The organism is Streptomyces sp. NPDC055099 (genome assembly GCF_053607685.1).
Map to the genome: position 1 here is coordinate 47,167 of NZ_JBSGUA010000008.1, position 15,244 is coordinate 62,410.

The following is a 15,244-nucleotide window of genomic DNA, read 5'->3' on the forward strand; positions in this document are numbered from 1 at the left end:
CCTCGCTACAACCGCCCCCCGCAGTGCGGCCACGGGCTCGCGCCCCTTTGTACGTACAGCTTCTTCGCGCGGTACGTCTGTTCCTCCGACGACGCGTCCTGGGGGCGGCCCGAGCCGCCCAGGCCCTGCCAGGTCCGGGTGTCGAACTGGTACAGGCCGCCGTACGTCCCCGACGCGTCCACCGCGTTCGGGCGGCCGCCCGACTCGCATTGGGCCAGCGAGCCCCAGTTCAGGCCCTCCGCCCCCGCCACCGAGTTCGGCCGCTGCTTGGTGCCCACCTTCACGATCTGCGTCTGCGGCTGCCGCACGATCTCCGACCGCAGCCGCCGCGGCTTCTGCTTGACGCCGTTGACCGTCCGCAGCGCGTACGTCACCCGCCGGGTCCCCTGGTGCCCCTGCCGCTCCACGACCTCCGTACCGGCGAACAGGGAGGAGTCCTCGGTCCGCCGGACGTCGAACGGGATCGGCTCGTCCCGCACCTCCTTGCGCCCGGAGATCCGCATGACGGTGACCGTCTGCCCGTCACGCGGGAAGCTGGCGGGCGGGACGGAGGTCGTGTCCTGGCCGTTCAGGCTGATCCCGGCCTCCTCGACCGCCTCCCGCACCGTCGCCGCGTTCGTACGGATGGTCCGCTCACGGCCGTCCGCCATGACCGTCACCGTGCGCTCGGTCCGTACGTCGAGATCGAGGCCGCCCCGGTCGATCCGCTTGCTCCGCGAGGCCGACAGATAGGCGCCCTCGGCCCGCACCCCGAGCTGCCGCAGCGCCCCGTCCACCGTGCGGGCCGTCGTCCACACCTCGCGCCGCTGCCCGTCGAGGGTGAGCTCGACCGGCCTGCCGTAACGGACGGCGATCTCGTCGCCGCTGGCCAGGGCCGTGTCCGCGGTCGGCGCCACGATGTCGTGGGCGCCGAAGTCCACGCCCTCGTCCTCAAGCAGCTCACCGACGTCGTCCGCGAAGGTGTGCAGGGTGCGCCTCTCGCCGTCGACACTCAGCTCGATGGCCTTGTCGTCGGCGACGAAGGCCGAGGTGCCGCCCGCGAGGAAGGCGACGACCAGCGCCTGCGGCAGCAGCCGCCGCAGCGTCTCGGGCCGCTCCGGCGCACCCGGGTCCGGGGTCCTCGACCTGGACGGCGACTTCGCCTTCGGCTTCTTGCGCCGGGCCGCACGCCGCGCCTCGGCCCGCCCGCCGTCGGGGATGACCACGCCGTCGGGGATGACCACGGTGGCCTGCCGGGGAAAGAACTCCGGGTCCGGCTCCGCCCCCTGCTCCGGCTCCGGGTCCGGCTCATAGGTCGTGCCGCCCCCATAAGACGTCTCGTACTGCGGCGCATGACTCACGACGACGCTCCAGCGTTCTCGTTCCGGTCCGGATCGGGCGAGGCGGACCAGAACCTAGCGGAGCAACCGTCACTCTCCAAAGCAGCGAGACTACGCAGTGTCGTGGCGCTGCCCTGAACCGCGGGGGTATGGGCGTTATCGGTCAGTAATCAAAGGCGCGTGCCGTGTTGGCCGAGATCGCCTCGGCCATGGCGTCCTCGCCGATCCCCCGCACCTCGGCCATGGCCCGCAATGTGACCGGAATGAGATACGGAGCGTTAGGCCGTCCGCGGTAGGGGGCGGGCGTGAGGAAGGGCGCGTCGGTCTCCACGAGGACCAGTTCGAGGGGGGCCACGGCCAGCGCGTCCCGCAGGCCCTGCGCGTTCTTGAAGGTCATGTTGCCGGCGAAGGACATGAAGTAGCCGTTCTGAGCGCACACTTGGGCCATCGCCGCGTCTCCCGAGTAGCAGTGGAAGACGGTGCGCTCCGGGGCCCCCTCCTCCTTCAGGACCCGCAGCACGTCCTCGTGCGCCTCGCGATCGTGGATGACCAGGGCCTTGCCGTGCCGCTTGGCGATCTCGATGTGGGCGCGGAAGGACCGCTCCTGGGCGGCCTTGCCCTCGGGCCCGGTGCGGAAGTAGTCGAGGCCGGTCTCGCCGACGCCCTTGACGTGCGGCAGCGCGGCCAGGCGGTCGATCTCGGCGAGCGCGGCGTCCAGCGCCTCGTCGCCGCCCGCCTCGCGCGCGCCCTGCCGGGACCAGCCGTCGGGGTCGCCGTGCACGATGCGCGGCGCCTCGTTGGGATGCAGGGCGACGGTGGCGTGCACGCTCGCGTGCGCGGCGGCCGTCTCGGCGGCCCAGCGCGAACCCGCCACGTCACAGCCCACCTGCACGACCGTCGTCACCCCGACCGACGCGGCCTTGGCGAGCCCCTCGTCCACCGACCCCGACTGCATGTCGAGGTGTGTGTGGGAGTCGGCGACCGCCACCCGAAGGGGTTCGGGCAGCGGCGGCGCGGCGTTCTTCTCGGCGTTCTTGGGGTCGGCGTTCTTGGAAGGCATGCCCCGATCCTACGAAGGGGACGTCATCCCGCCTTGCGGTGGTGGAAGGGATGCAGCAGCGCCGACAGATGCCAGTGGTGCTGCTTGGGTTCGCGGGGCTCGGGCACCCCGGTGACGGAGCCGGACTCGCCCCCCGTCGCCTTCCCCGCCCCGGCCGCCGCCCGCGGCGCGTGGTGGCGCTGCATCAGGTCCAGGACCGACGACACCTGCCCGGCCCGCATGATCCGTACGACATGTCCGTCGCAGTTCAGGCACGTCGGCCGGGTCAGCGGCGACGGCACATGGCGGCCGTCCGCCACGTACACCACGAATTCCTTGCCCTTGCCGTCGACGTGATGCTCGATCTCATAGGACTGTTCCCAGCCGTGCCCGCACCGCATACAGGCGAATGCATAAGACTCATGAACGGTATTGGTCGCTTGTGTCGCACGCATCGCATCGGACGCCGTGGTGGGGTGACCGGTGTCGGCGATCTCACTCATGCCAGCTCCTCTTGTCCGCTGGACAAGCACTGCCGGACCGGGGATTTCCTCCCGGCCGGAAGCGTGGGGACGGGTGCGTCCCCTTTGACCAGTGGACGCCTTTCCCGAGGCGAAAGCATCAGACCTGTCGACAGTTGAAGGCGATTTGGCCTTTCCTTAGCCTTCAGGCCCGGTGCGCGGCCCGCACTTTGCTTTTCACGATAGTCCTTTGCCTTCCGATGGGGCGCTCCGAGCCGCATTCTTTGCTGCCACGACCGCATCGAACACGTCACGCTTGGGCAGCCCCGCCTCGGCCGCGACGGCGGCGATCGCCTCCTTGCGCCGCTCCCCCGCCTCCTCGCGCACCCGCACCCTGCGCACCAGCTCGTCCGGGCCCAGGTCACCGGGGCTCTTCTCCGGCGCTCCCTCGACGACGACGGTGATCTCGCCGCGTACGCCGTCGGCCGCCCACTGGGCGAGTTCCCTCAGCGAACCGCGCTTGACCTCTTCGTACGTCTTGGTCAACTCGCGGCAGACCGCGGCCCTGCGTTCGTCGCCGAACACCTCGGCCATCGCGACGAGGGTGTCGTCGATCCGGTGCGGTGCCTCGAAGTAGACGAGAGTGCGACGGTCGTCGGCCACCTCGCGCAGTCGCGAGAGCCGCTCGCCCGCCTTGCGCGGCAGGAAGCCCTCGAAGCAGAAGCGGTCCACCGGGAGGCCCGAGAGGGCGAGCGCGGTGAGCACCGCGGAGGGCCCCGGCACGGCGGTGACCCGGATGTCCTTCTCCACGGCGGCGGCGACGAGGCGGTACCCGGGGTCGGACACCGACGGCATCCCGGCGTCCGTCACGAGCAGCACCCGCGCGCCGCCGACCAGGGCCTCGACCAGCTCGGGCGTCCGCGCGCTCTCGTTGCCCTCGAAGTACGAGACGACCCGGCCGCCCACCTGCACGCCGAGCGCCTGGGTGAGCCTGCGGAGCCGCCGGGTGTCCTCGGCGGCCACCACGTCGGCCGCCTCCAGCTCGGTGGCGAGCCGCGGCGGAGCGTCCGCGACGTCCCCGATGGGCGTGCCCGCGAGGACGAGGGTTCCGCCGGAGGAATGCCCGGGGGACGGGCTTGAGGGGGTCGGGCCGTCGGGAGAATCTGCGCTTCCAGTCACTGTTCCATCCTCGCAGGGGCCGGGGAGGGCCCAGGAGCGGGACTCACACAGTCGGGTTCCCTACGATGGCGCGGTGACCAGTACCGCGTCTTCCCCGGACACCCGCCAGGGCCAGGCAGCCGAGGAGCAGCAGCCGTCGTGGCAGCACAGGCTGCGCCGCTTCGGTTATGTGGCGCGGCCCGGCGGGCCCACCGCCGATGTCCGGGCCCGGCTCGTGCCCGCCTACGCCGAACCGAGCCCGCGGCTGTGGGCGACGATCGGGCTGCGGAAAAGCTCCGCCGACCTGCTGGTCCGGTGGTCGGGCTGGATCGGCCCGCTGCTGATCACGCTGGTCGCGGGCATCACCCGGTTCTGGAATCTCGGCAGCCCGAAGGCCGTGATATTCGACGAGACGTATTACGCCAAGGACGCCTGGGCGCTGATCCACCGGGGCTTCGAGGTCAACTGGCCCGAGAAGGTCAACCCCGATGTCCTGAAGCAGGGATCGGACATCGCGATCCCCACGGATGCCGCGTACGTGGTGCATCCGCCGGTCGGCAAGTACGTCATCGGCATCGGTGAGTGGATCTTCGGCTTCGATCCGTTCGGCTGGCGCTTCATGACGGCGGTGCTCGGCACCCTGTCGGTCCTGATGCTGTGCCGGATCGGTCGGCGGCTCTTCCGCTCGACGTTCCTGGGCTGTCTGGCGGGCGGGCTGCTCGCGGTGGACGGGCTGCACTTCGTGATGAGCCGCACCGCGCTGCTCGACCAGGTCCTGATGTTCTTCGTCCTCGCCGCGTTCGGCTGCTTCCTGATCGACCGGGACACGGCGCGCGCGAAACTCGCGGCCGGTCTCCCGGCCGACGAGGACGGGCGGGTCCGGCCCGACGCGTGGGTCGCCGAGACGCTGCGTCTGGGGTGGCGTCCCTGGCGCTGGGCGGCCGGTCTCTGCCTGGGGCTCGCCTTCGGGACCAAGTGGAACGGCCTCTACATCATGGTCTTCTTCTGCTTGATGACCGTCCTGTGGGACGTGGGCGCCCGCCGCGTCGCGGGCGCCGAGCGTCCTTACCGCGCGGCCTTGAAGCGGGACGTGTTCCCGGCGTTCGTCTCGACGGTGCCGGTCGCGATCGGCGTGTACGTCCTGTCCTGGCTCGGCTGGATCCTCTCCCCGGCCGACGGCACCGGCGGCTACTACCGCGACTGGGCTGCGACGGACGGCAAGGGCGGCTCCTGGACGATCCTGCCGGACTGGCTGCGCAGCCTGTGGCACTACGAACACGCGGTCTACGACTTCCACGTGGGGCTCTCCTCGCCGCACACCTACCAGTCGAACCCGTGGAGCTGGATCGTCGACGGCCGCCCCGTCTCGTACTTCTACGAGTCGCCGCTGCCCGGCAAGGACGGCTGTCCCGCCGGCACCGCGGAGAAGTGCGCCCGCGAGGTGCTCGCGCTCGGCACGCCGATGCTGTGGTGGGCCGGGGCGTTCGCGCTGCTCTACGTGCTGTGGCGGTGGGTGTTCCGCAGGGACTGGCGTGCGGGCGCGATCGTGTGCGGGATCGCGGCGGGCTATCTGCCGTGGTTCATGTACCAGGAGCGGACGATCTTCTTCTTCTATGCCGTCGTCTTCGTGCCGTTCCTGTGCCTGGCCGTGGCGATGATGATCGGCGCGATCCTCGGTCCGCCCGGTTCGAGCGAGCGGCGGCGGGTCGTGGGGGCCGCGGCGTCGGGCGTCCTGGTGCTGCTGATCCTGTGGAACTTCATCTGGTTCTGGCCCATTTACACCGGCCAGGCCATTCCGATCGATTCCTGGCGAGCCCGCATGCTCCTGGACACGTGGGTCTAGACATCTGGTTGTAGTGGGCATCTGGGACACCTTCGGATAACGGCTCCCTCGTTCGTCACCTCCGCCGCTTAAGGTTCTGTTCGAACCACCCTTCCGGACACACATTCGGGAGGGCTCCTGGGGAGGGGGCGCGCAATGCGCAAAGGGGTAAAGGTCACTTTGGTGGGCGGCGTGTTCGCCGTCATGGTCGGGGGCGCGGGGTACGGCGCGTACAACTTGGTGAACGGCGTGACCGGGGGCGGGGGTTCGCCGGGGGCGGGCCCCGCCGCGGTGAGGACGGGGCCGCCGACGAGCGGCGAGGTCGGCGAGACGACGGAGAAGTTCCTCGCCGCGTGGGCCAAGGGCGACGCCAGGCAGGCCTCGTCCTACACGAACAACGCGGAAGCGGCCTCGACGCTCCTGTCCGGATACCGCGACGACGCCCACCTGAAGAAGGTGCGGCTCACGCCGGGCAAGGCCACCGGCACCACCGTGCCGTTCTCGGTCGAGGCGACGGTGTCGTACAAGGGGAAGACCAAGCCCCTCGCGTACGACTCCGAACTGACCGTCGTGCGGGGCGAGACCACGGGGCGCGCGCTCGTCGACTGGAACCCCTCGGTCGTCCACCCTGACCTGAAGAAGGACGACACCCTGGAGACCGGCGAGGCCGCTGTGCCCCCCATCCAGGCCGTCGACCGGAACGGCACGGTCCTGGACAAGAAGGACTACCCCTCGCTCGGCCCGGTCCTCGACCAACTGCGCGCGAAGTACGGCGACAAGGCGGGCGGAAAGCCCGGCGTCGAGCTCTACGTCCGGCGCGCGGACGAGAACGCGGGCACCAAGACGCTGCTCACGCTCGCCAAGGGCAAGGCGGGGCACCTGAGGACGACGCTGAGCGCGCCCGCGCAGCGCGCCGCCGAGAAGGCGGTGACCCGGCACGCGGACTCCTCCGTGGTCGCCGTGCAGCCGAGCTCCGGCGAGGTCCTGGCCGTGGCCAACAACCGGAAGGACGACTTCAACGCGGCCTTCGAGGGCAAGATGGCCCCCGGCTCGACGATGAAGATCGTCTCGGCGGCGATGCTCATCGACAAGGGCGTGACGAAGGCGAGCGGCCCCGCGCCCTGCCCCGACACCGCGACCTGGCAGAGCAACACCATCCAGAACCTTCCCGGCCTCGCCCCGAACGAGAACGCGACCCTGGCCGACAGCTTCGCGCGCTCGTGCAACACCGCCTTCGTGAAGCTGGTCGACGAGGACGGCGTCACGGACTCCTCCCTCACCGAGGAGGCGCAGAACGGCTTCGGCCTCGGCCTCGACTGGCAGGTGGGCGTCCGGACGGTGGACGGCTCGGTCCCCGCGTCCCCCGGCCCCGACCGCGCGCAGAACATGATCGGCCAGGGCCAGGTGCAGCTCAACCCGCTCAACATGGCCTCGGTCACGGCGACCGCGATGACCGGAGCCTTCCGGCAGCCGGTGATCGTGGACCCCTCGCTCGACGACCGGGAGCTGGCCACGGCACGCGGCCTGCCCGCGTCCACCGTCCAGCAGCTGCGCCAGATGATGAACGCCACTGCGGTCAGCGGCACCGGCGCCCGCGCCATGTCCGGGCTGAGCGGCAGCATCGGCGCGAAGACGGGATCGGCGGAGGTCGCGGGCCAGGAGAAGCCCAACAGCTGGTTCGCCGGATACCGCGGTGACACGGCGGTCGCGGCCGTGGTGGAGCGGGGCGGCCATGGCGGGGACGCGGCCGGTCCTATCGTGGCGGCGGTGCTTGCCGCAGGCAGTTGAGGTGATTGGTAAGGGGCTTCATGAAAGCCCCCTAGTGTGGGGCCTTCCGGTGCGGAACCTGGGGGTTCTGTGATCTGGGATCTGCGGAGGGTCAGTGGGTAAGCGAGGGCGCGCCAGCGAGCGCAAAGGCATCAGGAACATCACGGGCACATCTGGCGCGGGGGGCGCCAAGGTGCACCCCGGTGTGCTCGGCGGCGCGGCCGCCGTGGTCGTGTGCGGCGTGGGCGTCGCCGCGTACAGCCTGATCGGTGGCTCGTCCGGCGACGGACCGACGGTCGACGAGAAGCCGGTGGCCGCGGGGCCGCCGACGGCCGCCGAGGTGCGGGCCACCACGCGGGACTTCCTCGCCGCGTGGGAGAAGGGCGACGTCAGTGGGGCCGCGGCGCTCACGGACGACCGGGCGACGGCGAAGACCGCCCTCACCGCGTACGCCAAGGACTCCCACCTCACGAAGGTGAAGCTGACGCCGGGCGAGCGCTCGGGGGCGAAGGTGCCCTTCTCGGTCACCTCCACGGTCTCGTACGAGGGAACGACCAAGCCCTTCGCGTACGAGTCCGAGTTGACCGTCGTACGAAGAAAGCACGACGGCAAGACGCTGGTCGGCTGGCAGCCCTCCGTCGTGCACCCGGACCTGAAGGCGGGCGACCGTCTGGTCACCGGTGAGGCCGGGGACCCGCCGATCAAGGCGGTGGACCGGGACGGCGACGAACTGACCAAGGCGAAGTTCCCCTCCCTCGGGACGGTGCTCGACAGCCTGCGCGAGAAGTACGGCGACAAGGCCGGCGGCAAGGCGGGCGTGGAGCTGCGGGTCGTGCGCAAAGACAGCGCGAAGGCGGCCGAGAAGTCGGCGACGACGAAGGACGACGCGAAGGCGACGCCCGACAAGACGCTCCTGACGCTCTCCCCCGGCACCCCCGGCACCCTGAAGACCACGTTCGACGCCTCGCTCCAGGCGGCGGCGGAGAAGGAGACGGGCAAGCGCAAGCAGGCCTCGGTGGTCCTGGTGAAGCCGAGCACGGGCGAGATCCTCGCGGCGGCCAACTCGAACCCGACCGGCTTCAACATCGCCTTCCAGGGTTCGCTGGCCCCCGGCTCGACGATGAAGGTCATCACCTCCTCGCTCCTCCTGGAGAAGAAGCTCGCGGGAGTCGACAAGAAGCACCCCTGCCCGAAGTACGTGACGTACGGCGGCTGGAAGTTCCAGAACGACGACAAGTTCCAGATCAAGGACGGCACGTTCCGCGCGAGCTTCGCCCGGTCCTGCAACACGGCCTTCATCAGCCAGGCCAAGAAGCTCCAGGACGACTCCCTGACCAAGCAGGCGCAGGAGGTCTTCGGCCTCGGCCGCGACAACTGGTCGATCGGCGTCCCGTCCTTCGACGGTGCGATCCCGGTGCAGAGCGACGCGCAGATGGGCGCCTCGCTGATCGGCCAGGGCGGGGTGCGCATGAGCCCGCTGAACATGGCGTCGGTGGCGGCCACGGTGAAGTCCGGCACGTTCAAGCAGCCGTACCTGGTCTCTCCGGACGTCGACAAGCGCACGCTGGCGACGGCACCGCGCAAGATGTCGGGCGCGACGGCGTCGGCACTCCGTGACCTGATGCACTACACGGCGGTCGCCGGGACCGCGGTGAAACCCATGTCCGGGCTCGGCTCCGACATGGGCGCGAAGACGGGCTCCGCGGAGGTCGACAACCAGAAGAAGCCCAACGGCTGGTTCACGGCGTACCGCGGTGATCTGGCGGCGGGCGCGGTGGTGCAGGAGGGCGGCCACGGCGGCGACTCGGCGGGGCCGCTGGTGCGGGCGATGTTCCTGGCGGCGAAGTAGCCGCTCACGCGTCCACGCTCAGCGGGGCTGGTTGTCCGTCATCCGGATACCTGGTCGCGTGCCTGGTACACGGACCGCTAGCGTGCGGCGCATGACGGCAACAGATTCCCGCGCCAATCCCCGTTTCGCCGAGGCCCTGCGCCGGCTGGGCCTCGGCGAGCTGATCGCAGAGGTCCGCAGCTTCCCGGAGGGAACGCGCACCGCCCAGGAGGCAGCGGCGGCCATCGGCTGCGAGCTGAGCCAGATCTGCAAGTCGCTGATCTTCGCGGCGGACGGCGTGCCGGTCCTGGTCCTGATGGACGGCGCCTCGCGGGTGGATCTGGAGCGTGTGAGGTGGGAGTTGTGCGCGGCGAAGGTGACGCGCGCGAAGGCGGACGTCGTCCGCGAGACCACCGGTTACGCGATCGGCGGCGTACCGCCCTTCGGCCACGCGACGAAGACACGGGTCCTGGCCGACCGCTCCCTCCTCAACCACGACGTGGTGTGGGCGGCGGCAGGCACCCCCTACGCGGTCTTCCCCATGACGCCCAAGGACCTGATCCACCACGCGAACGGCACCCTGGTGGACGTGCGCGAGTCCGCCAAGTGACGCCGCTGGTCGCGTCGGCGGTGCTGCTTGCCGCCGTCACGCACGCGAGCTGGAACGCGATCGCGCACCACATCACCGACAAGCTGGTCGGCTTCACCCTGATATCCGGCGGCGGCCTGCTGATCGGCCTGCTCATCGCCCCGTTCGCGGCGCTGCCGGCGGCGGGCGCGTGGCCGTACCTGGTGCTGTCCGCGGTGATCCACATCGGCTACTACGCCCTGCTCATGAAGTCGTTCAAGCTCGGCGACTTCGGCCAGGCGTACCCGATAGCGCGCGGCACGGCACCGCTGGTGGTCACGGTCCTCGCCGCGATATTCGCGGGCGAGGTCCCGGACGGCTGGCAGGCGGCGGGTGTCGCGGTCTCGTGCGCGGGCCTGACGGGACTGGCGCTCTGGGGCATACGCGGCTCGGGCCGGCGCCCCGACTGGGCGGCGATCGGCGCGGCGCTCGCCACGGGCGTCTCGATCGCGGCGTACACGGTGGTGGACGGCCTCGGCGTCCGCGCCTCGGGCTCCTCCCTGGGCTACATCGCGTGGCTGATGATCCTGGAGGGCCTCGCTATCCCCGTGTACGCGGCGTACCGGTGGCGGGGCGAACTGGCGGGACGGCTGCGGCCGTTCGCGGGGGTGGGCCTACTGGGGGCGGCGTTGTCGGTGGCTGCGTACGGCCTGGTCCTGTGGGCCCAGACGAAGGCAGAGCTGGCCCCCATCTCGGCGCTCCGCGAGTCCTCGATCATCGTGGGGGCGGCGATCGGAGCGGTCTTCTTCAAGGAGAAGTTCGGGGCGCCGAGGCTGGTGGCGGCGGGGTTGATGGTGGCGGGGATTGGGTTGATGTTGCATGCGGGGTGAGGTGGGCGGGTCAGGCCTTCGATGCGTGCGTCGCGTACGAGACGAAGCTCTGCCAAGCCCCGGCGTGGACCGCGAGTTGGGGGCCGTGCTGCACCTTGGAGTCCCGGACGTGCACGGTCTCGGGGCAGGTGGCGACCTCTACGCAGTCGCCGTCGCTGCCGCTGCTGTAGGTGGACTTGCGCCAGGAAAGGGCTACTTCGACGCAGTCGTCGCCGTCGGAGCCGCTGTAACTGCTCTTGAACCAGGCCAGTTCGGACGTGCTCATAGCGCTCCTCGCATCCGCTTCAACAGGCCCGTGGTGTGTTCGGGGCTGAGGGCCTGTGAGCGCAGTTTCGCATAGCGCTGAAGCATGATGCTGACTTCTTTTCGGTCTGCGACCAGTAGACCGCCCCGCTGCCCCTCGGAGTATCCGAACCACCTGTTGTCCGGCGTCTCCGCCAGCCTCATCGGCCCGTCGAATCCGGCATGGTCCGGCTGTCTCGTAGGCATGAGTTGCAGCTCGACGTTGAACTGCGCTGCTCGTTCCAGCAGGTGGCCGACCAGTTCCCTCGTCGTCTCCGCCCCGCCTGTACACCGCTCAATCAGCGCCTGCTCGATGATGAAGCTGAACGCGATCGGCGGTCTGCGCTGGAAGAGCTTGTGGCGTTCCAGTCGAGCTTCTACCTGCTGGTTTACCTGTTCTTCGTCCTTTACCGGCGGGACGCTGACGGTCACCGCCCGTGCGTACGCTTCTGTTTGCAACAGCCCCGGAATGACCCGGCACTCGTACGTCCACAGAGTGACCGCCTCCGCCTCGAACTTCGCCCACTGCCGGAACCAACTGGCCAACCCCGGCTGTCGCGAAAGATGCCGCGCCGCACCCCGCAACGCGCCAAACGCATCCAGGGCCGCCTCCGCCCGCTCCACGAAGTCCGGCTGCGGAAAACGGCGGCCCTGCTCGATCTTGGCGACCGTCTGAACCGAGTACCCGACCGACTCGGCGAATTCCTCCTGCGTCAGGCCCGCCCGTTTCCGGAAGGCCTTGAGGACCTCGCCGAAGGTCCGCAGGCTGTCCGACACCTCCGGCTCACCACAGCCCGGCGACCCACCCGCACCGTCCGTCATACGAGGACACCTCCTGTAGACCTGCCCCGCGCCCCACTCCGAACCCGCCCATGGTTACGGACAGTTGCCAACCCTGTCTACTCTCCGTACTAGTACGCTGACGCAGAGTGCTAGTCGCTGACCTGGCGTGCAGAGCTCGCAGGCGGCCACTTTGGGGCCATGAAGCCCACCTCAGCTCCCCAAGTGCCGGTCACCGTGCGTGTGTTCGGCCAGCGATTCAGCTCCACGCCGCGAGGCGCCCGCCTAGCCCGTCACCTCGCCCTGCACCGGCTCAACACCTGGGGCATCCCGTACGACTCCGAGGCCTCGGACACCGCCGCGCTACTGGTGGCCGAGCTGGCCGCCAACGCCGTCACCCACGGCCGCGTTCCCGGGCGCGACTTCGAGGTACGGCTCAGCCTCGATGCGCGTACTCTCCGCATCGACGTATCGGATCCGCGCGGCGAACGTCGCATCGACGAGCCAGGAGCCGTCGAGGCCCCGCCGACCGGGGCGGAGGGCGGGCGCGGACTGCTGCTCGTAGAGGCACTGGCCGACCGGTGGTTCGTCCTCGACCGCCTGCCCATCGGTAAGACGGTCCGCGCAGAACTGGACCTGCGTTCTCATTGACTCGCCCATGCGAGGCTCCACGAACCGCCCGCCCACTCCGCTTCTGGTCGGCCCAGGTGACCCCGGGGCCCATTGTGCTAGTTGCAGAAAAGTCCCACCTTCACACCGCGGTTCACGGCGTATCGGCGGGACTTTTCTGCAACTAGCTCAGCCTGGCAGGCCTCCGCAGCACCCCTGAGCTGGGACCGGCCGGAGGCAAGGGCCACTCGCCCGGACGTTTCTCGCCTCCGGCACCACGGCGTACGACGCGATCTACTCGGTATGGGGTGCCGTGTGCTTCATAAAGCCCACAGGCGCCCGATTAAGGACCGGCCGATCGTTGCGCAGCGGCACGGGAGCCACGGACGTGGCGGCGCTCGCGGTGGTGCCAGCTCAGCGGACCTTCGGTTGCCCCCCCCCCCGACTCTCACGGCTCAACGGAACCGATTCCCAGAACGCGCTCCGCTCTCCACACTTCCGCCGCCGGAATGCGATACAACCGTCCCACTCGAATCGCGGCCAATTCGCCAGCGTGCACCATTCGGTAAACTGCCTGCTTTGGAACACCTAACAGAATGGCCGCCTCATCGACGGTGACGTAGATGGAGTTCACCAGGCTGGATTCCTGCGCACGCTGCGTAGAGGACGGCCTGACACTTTCCTGCCGCGTCCGTAATTCGCCTCGGTCAGCCTCATCGCTCAGCCACTGCGCAGCCCGTACCCACATGTCGTACACCAGACGTCGATTCACCCTCGCTCGCTTCGGGTTTGCCATCGGCGCCTTATCAGTCAAGTGATCCACGAGGGCCATGACTACGTCAAGCGCTGGAAGCCTCAGGCTGCTAAAAGCATCATGGATCGTGCTTCGCGATATCCCAGCCTGACCGATCTCTTTCTCCAACTGGCGACAGCTGGGATGCCCAGCCTTCAGATGGAGGGAGTGCAGCAGCGTGTTGAGCGATTTGTGAGCCCCCTCAGTGAGCGGTGGCTTGTTGAGCGCCGGCATACGTTCCCCCCTGCGTCCCACGGTGTCCGACACCGTCCGCACAGGGTTTCACCTAGTCCGACGACAGCGGAAGATACTGCGCCTTGACCAGAGTTATCCATGGGGCTATTGAGCACCTCGATATCGGACGAGCATGAAGCTGCGTCAGGAAAACCTGATGCATGAGCGACAGAAAGGCATGCTCGTGTTTCGTCGAGCCTCAGACCCACCGCCCGCCGCACGTCGGTCGGAGACCGATAACGCAACGCTTCCGCAGGGCCGATGCCTATGCGGGCATCAGCGCGATCAATCAACCTCAACACGACACCTGCAGCAAGCCGCCGCAGCAGGAGCGTTCGGCGGACTGGTGCGCGCTGCAGCCGGATGGATCAGCGATCATCTCGCATGGTAATACCGGTAGTTCTTCAAACAGGGCTGTAGAAATCAGGGGGCCGACGTTCGCAGCGTCGACTGGCTGAGCTATCGCACGCCGGAAGCCTGTACAGGGGCAGACAGACTCCTGTGCAGGCTTCTTGCTGTCCCCCTCCTTACAACACGCCCCGCAGGGCCCGCACAAGCCCCTGAGCCCGCGGATCCGCCGTAACCCCCTTGTTCATCCCATTGGTCACGTACCCGAAGGCCACCCCCGACTCCGGATCGGCGAAGCCCAGCGCGCCACCCCGCCCGGGGTGCCCGAAGGAACCGAGCCCCAGCAGCGGCGACGCACCGCCGTGCAGCATGTAGCCGAGGCCGAAGCGGGTGTTCACGATCAGGACACGGTCGGGACCCGATGACGCCTCGGCACGGGCCAGTTCGACCGTGCCCGGCGTGAACAGGCGTGCGGCGCCGTCCACTTCACCGATAAGCGAGGCGTAGAAGCGGGCCAGGCCGTCGGCGGTGGCGACCCCGTTGGACGCGGGGAGGACAGCCGCGCGGTACGCCGGATCGTCCTCGTCAGGCTCCGGAGTGATCGCGGCGAACGCCCGCCGGGTGAGCGAGGCGGGGTCCGCGTAAGCCTCCGCCACGTCCCGCTTGGGCCGCACCCTGAGCCCGCCCGGAGCCGAGGGTGCCTCGATCCGGCCCAGCCGTCCCACACGGCCCGCCTCCGCCGCCGGAAGCCCCACCCACAGCTCAAGGCCCAGGGGCCCGGCGATCTCCGCGGACACGAACTCCCCGAGGGACCGCCCCGTCACCCGCCGCACCAGCTCACCGGTCAGCCAGCCGTAGGTGTGCGCGTGATAGCCGTGCCCCTCCCCCGGCTCCCAGAACGGAGCCTGCGCCGCGACCGTCTCAGCGGCTAGATCGGGATCGAACGCCTCCGCGGGCGTCAACGTCCGGTCGAGCGCGGGGACGCCCGCCCGGTGCGCGAGGACGTCCCGGACCAGGACCCGCTCCTTGCCGTGCGCCTTGAACTCCGGCCAGTAGGAGCTGACGGGCGCGTCCAGGTCCAACTCGCCGCGCTGATGCAGAAGGAGCAGAGCAGCGGCGGTCACTCCCTTGGTCGCCGAGCGGACGATCTGCGCGGTGCCGCGCTGCCAGGCCCCGCCGCCCCCGTCGACGTCCTTCGTGCCGGCCCGCAGATCCACGACCAGCCGCCCGTCTCGGTACACCACGACCGCCGCGCCCCGCTCGCCGAGGTCGGTGAAGTTCCGTACGAAGGCGTCCTTCACCGGCTCGAAGCCCTCGGCGACTGTCCCGTGCACATCAACGTCCAT

At 69.6% G+C, this 15,244-nt stretch carries 14 protein-coding genes; 6 read left to right on the forward strand and 8 right to left on the reverse strand.

Annotated elements, in window-relative coordinates; translation table 11 throughout:
• Positions 1-5 precede the first annotated feature (5 nt).
• The 4 genes from ACWFRU_RS20705 to rsmI all read right to left on the reverse strand — a co-directional run bounded on the left by ACWFRU_RS20705 (position 6) and on the right by rsmI (position 3,998).
• Positions 6-1,340 carry a ubiquitin-like domain-containing protein gene (locus ACWFRU_RS20705; protein WP_453688974.1) on the reverse strand — a complete coding sequence of 445 codons (1,335 nt, stop codon included), beginning with the start codon at positions 1,338-1,340 and terminating at the stop codon, positions 6-8.
• Between the two features lie 142 nt (positions 1,341-1,482).
• Positions 1,483-2,379, reverse strand: coding sequence for a TatD family hydrolase (locus tag ACWFRU_RS20710; RefSeq protein WP_453688976.1), 897 nt, complete (start codon positions 2,377-2,379; stop codon positions 1,483-1,485).
• A gap of 23 nt (positions 2,380-2,402) precedes the next feature.
• The gene (locus tag ACWFRU_RS20715; protein WP_453688978.1) at positions 2,403-2,861 is read right to left on the reverse strand and encodes a hypothetical protein; all 459 of its coding nucleotides are present in this window, start codon (positions 2,859-2,861) and stop codon (positions 2,403-2,405) included.
• A gap of 195 nt (positions 2,862-3,056) precedes the next feature.
• Positions 3,057-3,998 (reverse strand): 16S rRNA (cytidine(1402)-2'-O)-methyltransferase, encoded by a 942-nt coding sequence (rsmI, locus tag ACWFRU_RS20720; RefSeq protein WP_453688980.1) that lies wholly within the window; start codon positions 3,996-3,998, stop codon positions 3,057-3,059.
• 73 nt (positions 3,999-4,071) lie between these two features.
• On the opposite strand from rsmI, the gene ACWFRU_RS20725 reads away from it, so the two are divergent.
• From ACWFRU_RS20725 to ACWFRU_RS20745, 5 genes are all read left to right on the forward strand, one after another.
• Positions 4,072-5,820, forward strand: coding sequence for a dolichyl-phosphate-mannose--protein mannosyltransferase (locus tag ACWFRU_RS20725; RefSeq protein WP_453688982.1), 1,749 nt, complete (start codon positions 4,072-4,074; stop codon positions 5,818-5,820).
• A gap of 135 nt (positions 5,821-5,955) precedes the next feature.
• Positions 5,956-7,587: a penicillin-binding transpeptidase domain-containing protein gene (locus ACWFRU_RS20730; RefSeq protein WP_453688984.1), complete on the forward strand. Its 1,632-nt coding sequence runs from the start codon at positions 5,956-5,958 to the stop codon at positions 7,585-7,587.
• Between the two features lie 94 nt (positions 7,588-7,681).
• Complete coding sequence (locus ACWFRU_RS20735) at positions 7,682-9,415, forward strand: penicillin-binding transpeptidase domain-containing protein (RefSeq protein ID WP_453688986.1); 1,734 nt, start codon at positions 7,682-7,684, stop codon at positions 9,413-9,415.
• A 91-nt stretch (positions 9,416-9,506) separates the two neighbouring features.
• A complete protein-coding gene (locus ACWFRU_RS20740; RefSeq protein ID WP_453688988.1) occupies positions 9,507-10,004 on the forward strand; it encodes a YbaK/EbsC family protein in 498 nt (165 codons plus the stop codon).
• On the forward strand, positions 10,001-10,852 hold the full coding sequence (locus tag ACWFRU_RS20745) for an EamA family transporter (protein ID WP_453688989.1): 852 nt from the start codon (positions 10,001-10,003) through the stop codon (positions 10,850-10,852). Before ACWFRU_RS20740 ends, ACWFRU_RS20745 begins: the two co-directional genes overlap by 4 nt.
• Positions 10,853-10,862: 10 nt before the next feature.
• On the opposite strand, the gene ACWFRU_RS20750 is transcribed toward ACWFRU_RS20745, so the two are convergent.
• Together ACWFRU_RS20750 and ACWFRU_RS20755 are read right to left on the reverse strand one after the other, a co-directional pair.
• Positions 10,863-11,117: a DUF397 domain-containing protein gene (locus ACWFRU_RS20750; protein WP_453688991.1), complete on the reverse strand. Its 255-nt coding sequence runs from the start codon at positions 11,115-11,117 to the stop codon at positions 10,863-10,865.
• On the reverse strand, positions 11,114-11,956 hold the full coding sequence (locus tag ACWFRU_RS20755) for a helix-turn-helix domain-containing protein (protein ID WP_453688993.1): 843 nt from the start codon (positions 11,954-11,956) through the stop codon (positions 11,114-11,116). Before ACWFRU_RS20755 ends, ACWFRU_RS20750 begins: the two co-directional genes overlap by 4 nt.
• Positions 11,957-12,115: 159 nt before the next feature.
• On the opposite strand from ACWFRU_RS20755, the gene ACWFRU_RS20760 reads away from it, so the two are divergent.
• The gene (locus ACWFRU_RS20760; protein WP_453688995.1) at positions 12,116-12,565 is read left to right on the forward strand and encodes an ATP-binding protein; all 450 of its coding nucleotides are present in this window, start codon (positions 12,116-12,118) and stop codon (positions 12,563-12,565) included.
• Between the two features lie 406 nt (positions 12,566-12,971).
• Here ACWFRU_RS20760 and ACWFRU_RS20765 read toward each other — a convergent pair whose 3' ends face one another.
• A complete protein-coding gene (locus ACWFRU_RS20765) occupies positions 12,972-13,550 on the reverse strand; it encodes a helix-turn-helix domain-containing protein (RefSeq protein ID WP_453688997.1) in 579 nt (192 codons plus the stop codon).
• A gap of 527 nt (positions 13,551-14,077) precedes the next feature.
• On the reverse strand, positions 14,078-15,244 hold the full coding sequence (locus ACWFRU_RS20770) for a serine hydrolase domain-containing protein (RefSeq protein WP_453688999.1): 1,167 nt from the start codon (positions 15,242-15,244) through the stop codon (positions 14,078-14,080).

What these genes read in the sequence shown, in the direction of transcription:
- ACWFRU_RS20750 (WP_453688991.1), bottom strand. Translation starts at nt 11,117, where the DNA reads ATGAGCACGTCCGAACTGGCCTGGTTCAAGAGCAGTTACAGCGGCTCC.
- ACWFRU_RS20730 (WP_453688984.1), top strand. Translation starts at nt 5,956, where the DNA reads ATGCGCAAAGGGGTAAAGGTCACTTTGGTGGGCGGCGTGTTCGCCGTC.
- ACWFRU_RS20765 (WP_453688997.1), bottom strand. Translation starts at nt 13,550, where the DNA reads ATGCCGGCGCTCAACAAGCCACCGCTCACTGAGGGGGCTCACAAATCG.
- ACWFRU_RS20740 (WP_453688988.1), top strand. Translation starts at nt 9,507, where the DNA reads ATGACGGCAACAGATTCCCGCGCCAATCCCCGTTTCGCCGAGGCCCTG.
- ACWFRU_RS20760 (WP_453688995.1), top strand. Translation starts at nt 12,116, where the DNA reads ATGAAGCCCACCTCAGCTCCCCAAGTGCCGGTCACCGTGCGTGTGTTC.
- ACWFRU_RS20770 (WP_453688999.1), bottom strand. Translation starts at nt 15,244, where the DNA reads ATGGACGTTGATGTGCACGGGACAGTCGCCGAGGGCTTCGAGCCGGTG.
- ACWFRU_RS20755 (WP_453688993.1), bottom strand. Translation starts at nt 11,956, where the DNA reads ATGACGGACGGTGCGGGTGGGTCGCCGGGCTGTGGTGAGCCGGAGGTG.
- ACWFRU_RS20710 (WP_453688976.1), bottom strand. Translation starts at nt 2,379, where the DNA reads ATGCCTTCCAAGAACGCCGACCCCAAGAACGCCGAGAAGAACGCCGCG.
- ACWFRU_RS20715 (WP_453688978.1), bottom strand. Translation starts at nt 2,861, where the DNA reads ATGAGTGAGATCGCCGACACCGGTCACCCCACCACGGCGTCCGATGCG.